This is a genomic window from Longimicrobium sp. (genome assembly GCF_036554565.1).
Classification (GTDB): domain Bacteria; phylum Gemmatimonadota; class Gemmatimonadetes; order Longimicrobiales; family Longimicrobiaceae; genus Longimicrobium.
This window is the reverse complement of record NZ_DATBNB010000797.1, coordinates 1-5,568: the sequence shown is the minus strand read 5'-3', so window position 1 is coordinate 5,568 and position 5,568 is coordinate 1. Positions and strand designations below refer to the sequence as shown.

7 protein-coding genes are annotated in these 5,568 nt (G+C 68.2%); 5 read left to right on the top strand and 2 right to left on the bottom strand.

Translation table 11 applies throughout. The features are described 5' to 3' along the window. The coding region (locus VIB55_RS22410) for a hypothetical protein (protein ID WP_331878903.1) at positions 1–577 on the bottom strand (577 nt) is incomplete at its 3' end. Positions 578–744: 167 nt separating this feature from the next. Further along, positions 745–1,542, bottom strand: a complete 798-nt coding sequence (locus tag VIB55_RS22405; RefSeq protein ID WP_331878902.1) for a hypothetical protein — start codon at positions 1,540–1,542, stop codon at positions 745–747. Between the two features lie 451 nt (positions 1,543–1,993). Between VIB55_RS22405 and ruvB the strand changes: the two genes are divergently transcribed. The 5 genes from ruvB to VIB55_RS22380 form a co-directional block, all read left to right on the top strand. Beyond that, a complete protein-coding gene (gene ruvB, locus VIB55_RS22400; protein ID WP_331878901.1) occupies positions 1,994–3,082 on the top strand; it encodes a Holliday junction branch migration DNA helicase RuvB in 1,089 nt (362 codons plus the stop codon). Further along, positions 3,079–4,125, top strand: coding sequence for a tRNA preQ1(34) S-adenosylmethionine ribosyltransferase-isomerase QueA (queA, locus tag VIB55_RS22395; RefSeq protein ID WP_331878900.1), 1,047 nt, complete (start codon positions 3,079–3,081; stop codon positions 4,123–4,125). The genes ruvB and queA overlap by 4 nt, the downstream gene beginning before the upstream one ends. Before the next feature lie 51 nt (positions 4,126–4,176). Beyond that, a complete protein-coding gene (locus VIB55_RS22390; protein ID WP_331878899.1) occupies positions 4,177–4,725 on the top strand; it encodes a hypothetical protein in 549 nt (182 codons plus the stop codon). After that, the gene (locus VIB55_RS22385; protein ID WP_331878898.1) at positions 4,722–4,913 is read left to right on the top strand and encodes a hypothetical protein; all 192 of its coding nucleotides are present in this window, start codon (positions 4,722–4,724) and stop codon (positions 4,911–4,913) included. The genes VIB55_RS22390 and VIB55_RS22385 overlap by 4 nt, the downstream gene beginning before the upstream one ends. Positions 4,914–5,021: 108 nt before the next feature. Further along, positions 5,022–5,568, top strand: a 547-nt coding sequence (locus VIB55_RS22380) for a tRNA guanosine(34) transglycosylase Tgt (RefSeq protein WP_331878904.1), incomplete at its 3' end; no start/stop codon positions are given.

The following is a 5,568-nucleotide window of genomic DNA, read 5'->3' as shown; positions in this document are numbered from 1 at the left end:
CGTCGAAGGCACCGCCGTCGATGTGGAATTCCGTGCCGCCCCCGCCCACGGTCCCGGGGTTGTCCAGGCAGAACCCGCGTCCCGAGAACGTGCCCTGCACGCGCTCCGCGTCCGCGCGGGCCACGTGCAGCACGCCGGCCGTCACGAAGCACGACCGGGTGGGCCGCGCATCCTGCACCCGTGGCGGCACGCCGGCCAGCAGCAGCGCCCCCGAACAGGTTTCCGCGGCGCAGTTGACGTCGATGGGCACCTGCGTGCCCGCCGCGTTCAGCGGGACGGAGACGGCGAACAGCGTCCCGGTGCGGGCGCCCTCCGCCGCGGTATAGCCCGTAACCACCACCTTGGTGCCCGGGTAACGGGCGGAACGGCCGGCCGCGGCCCACGTTCCCGCACTCGCCCAGCCCCGCGCGTTCACGAGTGGCGCGCCCGCGGCCACGTACGAGCCCGCCTCATCCGCGGTGTACGCGAAGCTCACCGACCCCGCCGGCACCGGTTTCGCCGGCCCCACCGCGTCGCCGCAGCCGGCCAGCACGGCCGCGAATGCCACCACCGCGCCGGAACGAACGATGTTCCGCATGATCCCTCCCTCTGCTGAGTGCAGTGTAAGCCGTTTGGAGACATCGTGTTACCCAGATGGAGGCCGAGAGTGCCGCTGCGGGGCCGGCGTCCGGAACGCAAGCGAGAGCGGTGCATCGCACGGCCCCCGCTTGTGTCTTAGGCCCGTCCGGGGGCCCGGTCAGCCGGTCAGTAGCCGTAGTCCGACTTCCACTGCAGCTTCACCCAGCCGCGGTCCTGCCCGTTCTCGGCCTTGATCAGCATCGTCTTCTCCGTGCCGTCCACCGGCACGTCCGACGCCACCACACCGATCCAGGCGTCGTCGCCGCTGATCATGCTCTTGAACGCGACCCATGCCGACTTGAACGCAACCACCGCCTGCTCCCACTGCTTCTCACCCGCGGCCTTCATGGCCGTGGACGCACTGTTGTAGAACTCCACGGCGAGCTTCAGGTAATCCTTGTCCTTCTTGAGCACGCACTCCGTGTCGTCGTCCTCCACCCAGTGGAACGCAACGCCTTCCAGCGACGGCGTCTCCTGGTCCCACGCGATCAGGAACATGTGGGGATAGGTGGAGCTGTTCATGTCAAACTTGAACGGCTCGATGGAGTTCATGTTGGCGCAGCGGATCACCTTGCGGTCCGACAGGCGCTCCATGTACATCTCGTACTCCGGGTCGCCGGCGTACCACGACTCGTAGTCGCCCGGGATGTACACCGAGTTCACCCACACGCCCGTCCAAGGCGTGCTCACCATCGCGGTGCGGGGGCCGGTGGCGCCCGCCGGGCGCACGGCGTGCGCGGCGGCCCAGGCCGCGTTCTCGCGGCTGCGAAGCTCGGAGAAGGGCGTTCCGTCACGATCGAACGACTCCAGGAAGGTCAGGGAGACGGTCGGACGCGCGGGGGCCGCCGTGGCCGACAGCTGGATCTGCTTGCCATTCAGGTCGAAACCCGCCGGGGTGATGCCGTCCTTGAGCGCCACCGCCACCTGCAGGTCGCTGCCGCCGAAAGCGCGACTTGAAGGTGGTCAGCCGAACCGTGTCCGGGTCCGTGGCCAGCCAGGGGAGGCACACCACCGAGCAGTCGGCCCCGTCCGCCGCCAGCCGCTCGTAGTCCGGCCACCGCGCGACGGAGCGGAACTCGGCGTCGTGGCGGAGCACGGTCTCCAGACGTTTTCTGGAATGATCATCGCGGCAGTAGATGGCCAGCATGCACTTCTCCGTTGCAGTTCTGCTCTGCAAGGGGCAAGTGCCAGGCCCGTCCTGCGCCAAATTCTGCGCATCTGCGCCACGGCCCGGCCCGGTTTGGCTCGTGCACCGGGATTGGGCGGGATCTCGACTCTTCCCGCGGGGTGGCGGGGGCCTTGATTCCAGGTGCGGGAACGCATATCCTGCAACCCGAAACGTTTCCGAAGTGCCCGCGCATACGCCAAGGCCCGCATGTCGCAGCAGCAACCGCGCTCCGAGATCACCACGCCCGCCGCGCTGACCGACGAGGAAGGCGCCGAGCTCAGCCTGCGCCCGCAGCGCCTGGCGGAGTTCATCGGGCAGGACAAGGTCAAGGAGTCGCTGCAGATCGCCATCGACGCGGCGCTCAGCCGCCGCGAGCCGCTGGACCACACCCTGTTCTACGGCCCGCCCGGGCTGGGCAAGACCACGCTGGCGCTGCTGATGGCGCGCGAGCTTGGCGTCAACATCAAGATCACCGCCGCCCCCGTGCTCGAAAAGCCCGCGGACCTGGTGCGCGAGCTGACGACGCTGCGCGAGGGCGACATCCTGTTCATCGACGAGATCCACCGCCTGCGGCCCATAATCGAGGAGTTCCTGTATCCCGCGATGGAGGACTGGCGGATCGACGTGCGCCTTTCGGACGGGCCGCACGCGCAGATGATCTCCATGCCCATCGAAAAGTTCACGCTGATCGGCGCCACCACGCGTTACGGGCTGCTCACGCCGCCCATGCGCGCCCGGTTCGGCATCGTGCAGCGGCTTCACTACTATCCCGTGCAGCACCTGGCCTTCATCGTGGAGCGCACGGCCGAAATCCTGGGGGTGGGGTGCGAAACGCACGGGGCGATGGAGATCGCGCGGCGCTCGCGGGGCACGCCGCGCGTGGCCAACCGCCTGATGCGCCGCGTACGCGACTACGCCCAGGTGCGCGCGGACGGCGTGATCACCCGAGACGTGGCCGACGCGGCGCTGCTGATGCTGGACGTGGACGAGTTCGGCCTGGACGAGATGGACACGCGGGTGCTGCGCAGCATGATCGAGCAGTTCGGCGGCGGGCCCGTGGGGCTGAACACCCTGGCCGTGGCCATCGGTGAGGACGCGGGGACGCTGGAAGAGGTGTACGAGCCCTTTCTCATCCAGAACGGCTTCCTGATGCGCACGCCGCGCGGGCGCGTGGCGACGGCGCTCGCCTACCGCCGCTTCGGCTACGCCCCGCCGGTGGACGGCGCCGGCGCCAACCTTCCCAGCATGTTCGGCGGGGCAGGGGGACCGGCGCAGTCCAGCCTGTTCGACGCGTGACGGAGCGAGCCTTCCGCACGTCGGACTTCGACTTTCACCTTCCGCCGGAGCAGGTAGCCCAGGCCCCGGCGGAACGTCGCGACGCCAGCCGGCTGCTCGTGGTGGACCGCTCCACCGGCGAACTGCACCACGGCGTCTTTTCCGACCTGGTGGACTACGTGCCCGCGGGAGACGCCCTCGTACTGAACGAAACGCGCGTCTTTCCCGCGCGCCTGCTCGGGCGCAAGGCCACGGGTGCCGCGGCCGAGGTGCTGCTTCTGCACCCGCACGGCGGCGAAGAAAAGGTGTGGACGGCGCTCGTGCGCCCCGGCGCCAAGCTCAAACCCGGGCGAACGGTGGAGGTGGGCGAGGAGCTTTCCGTGGAGATCCTGGATTCCACTCCTGGCGGCGAACGCATCGTGCGGCTGGTGACGCCGCTGCCCCTGGCCGAGGCGCTGGACCGCTACGGCGAGGTGCCGCTGCCGCCCTACGTGGAGCGGAGCGCGACGGAGGCGGATCGCGAGCGCTACCAGACGGTCTACGCGCGTGAACGGGGGTCCGTAGCCGCACCTACGGCGGGCCTGCACTTCACCCCCGAGCTGATCGCGGCGTTCGAGGCCAAGGGCGTCCGCGTCGCCCGCCTGGTGCTTCACGTCGGCGTGGGCACCTTTCGCCCGGTGGAGGCCGAGGACCCGGCCGAGCATCGCATGCACTCCGAGTGGTACAGCGTGTCGAGCGAGGCGGCGGCGGCCGTCAACGAGACGCGCGCGGCCGGCGGCTCCATCTGGGCCGTCGGCACCACCGTCGTGCGCACCCTGGAGTCCGCGGCCACGGACGACGGCTTGGTGCACGCGGGTGAGGGGTGGACGGACATCTTCATCCGCCCGCCGTACCGCTTCAAGGGCGTGGACCACCTGGTCACCAACTTCCACCTTCCCCGCAGCACGCTGTTGATGCTGGTGTCGGCTTTGGGAGGATACGAACTGGTGATGAGGGCGTACCGCGAGGCCGTAGTGCACGGATACCGGTTCTTTTCCTACGGTGACGCGATGGTCCTCCGATGACGGCTTCCGTATGGTAGTACTACGTGCTCTAAATACCCGAAAACAAACCACTTGCGCAACGGCGGACCGGCGATCATCATTCGTCCGGTCCGTTTGCATTTTGCTTACCTCAAGGGATGGGGACCAATGGGTCCGATGCTCAGGTGGTTCCTTTTTACGATCGCGTTCGGCCTCCTGCCGTTTACGGTGTCGATGCTGCTGAACGCGTTCGGCGGGGGCGTCGCTGGCGCCGCGCTGACCTCGCCCGCGTTGCTGTTTTTCGCCGTGATGGTGTGTGCCGTTCAAGTAAGCGGACTTCTCGTTACGCTCTCTGCCGGGGAGCCGATCTCCCCGAGCCGGCGCGACCTGCTGTCGGCTTGCTTTGGCGTGTTCCTGCTGGGCGGCGTGTTCTCCGCCATGCTGTACGGGGTGTACGTGAACCATGAACTCAACGATCCCGGGGTGCGATGGAATGCGACGTGTTCACGTGCTGGCGTGAAAGTGGACGGCTGTGCGGAGTGGCTGACTTTTCGCATGAACCTGTTTACGTTTTCCATTTGGGTGGCCGCGTTCGCGGCATTGGTGGGTACCTGGGCCGAGTGGATGAGGAGCCGAGCATGAACATCGAAACGTTCAACCATACCGTCCTGATTCTTGGCTGGGTCGTGGTCGGGCTGATGGGGGTTGTCGGCGTGGTCAGCTTTGTGGTGGTGATGTACGAGGATCACATCGCGCCAAAGAAGTGCGCCGCATACCCGGAGCGCCGCGTCGGGCCGGCGGACCGGCGGGCGCACGCCGAGACGCGCTGACGTGGCGGAATGCAGGTCGCGCCTTGCCTTGGCCCCCCGCATCCGCCAAACTACCGGCCTGCCGACGCATGCGGGTGACGGCGCGGGTTTGACCAGGGGAGGCGCAGTCTGTTCGAGTTCCAGATCCACGCGACGGAGGGTGCCGCGCGCACGGGCACGCTCACGCTGCCCCACGGGCAGGTGCAAACGCCCGTGTTCATGCCCGTCGGCACGCAGGCGACCGTCAAGACGCTGACGCCCGCCGAGGTGTCGGGGCTGGGCGCGCAGATCATCCTGGGCAACACCTACCACCTGTACCTGCGCCCCGGGCACGAGCTGGTGCGCGAGATGGGCGGGCTTCACCGCTTTCAGGGGTGGGACGGGCCCATCCTCACGGACTCGGGCGGCTTCCAGGTGTTCTCGCTTTCCGACATCAACACGATCGAGGAAGAGGGTGTCACCTTCCAGAGCCACATCGACGGCTCTCGCCACCTGTTCACCCCCGAGCGGGTGATGGAGATCGAGCGGGCGCTGGGGGCCGACATCATCATGGCCTTCGACCAGTGCCCGCCGGGGCAGAGCAGCCGCGAGCACGCCACCGTGGCCTACGAGCGCACGCTGCGCTGGCTGGACCGCTGCCGCACCCGCTTCGCGCAGCTCCCGGATGAGGACCCCG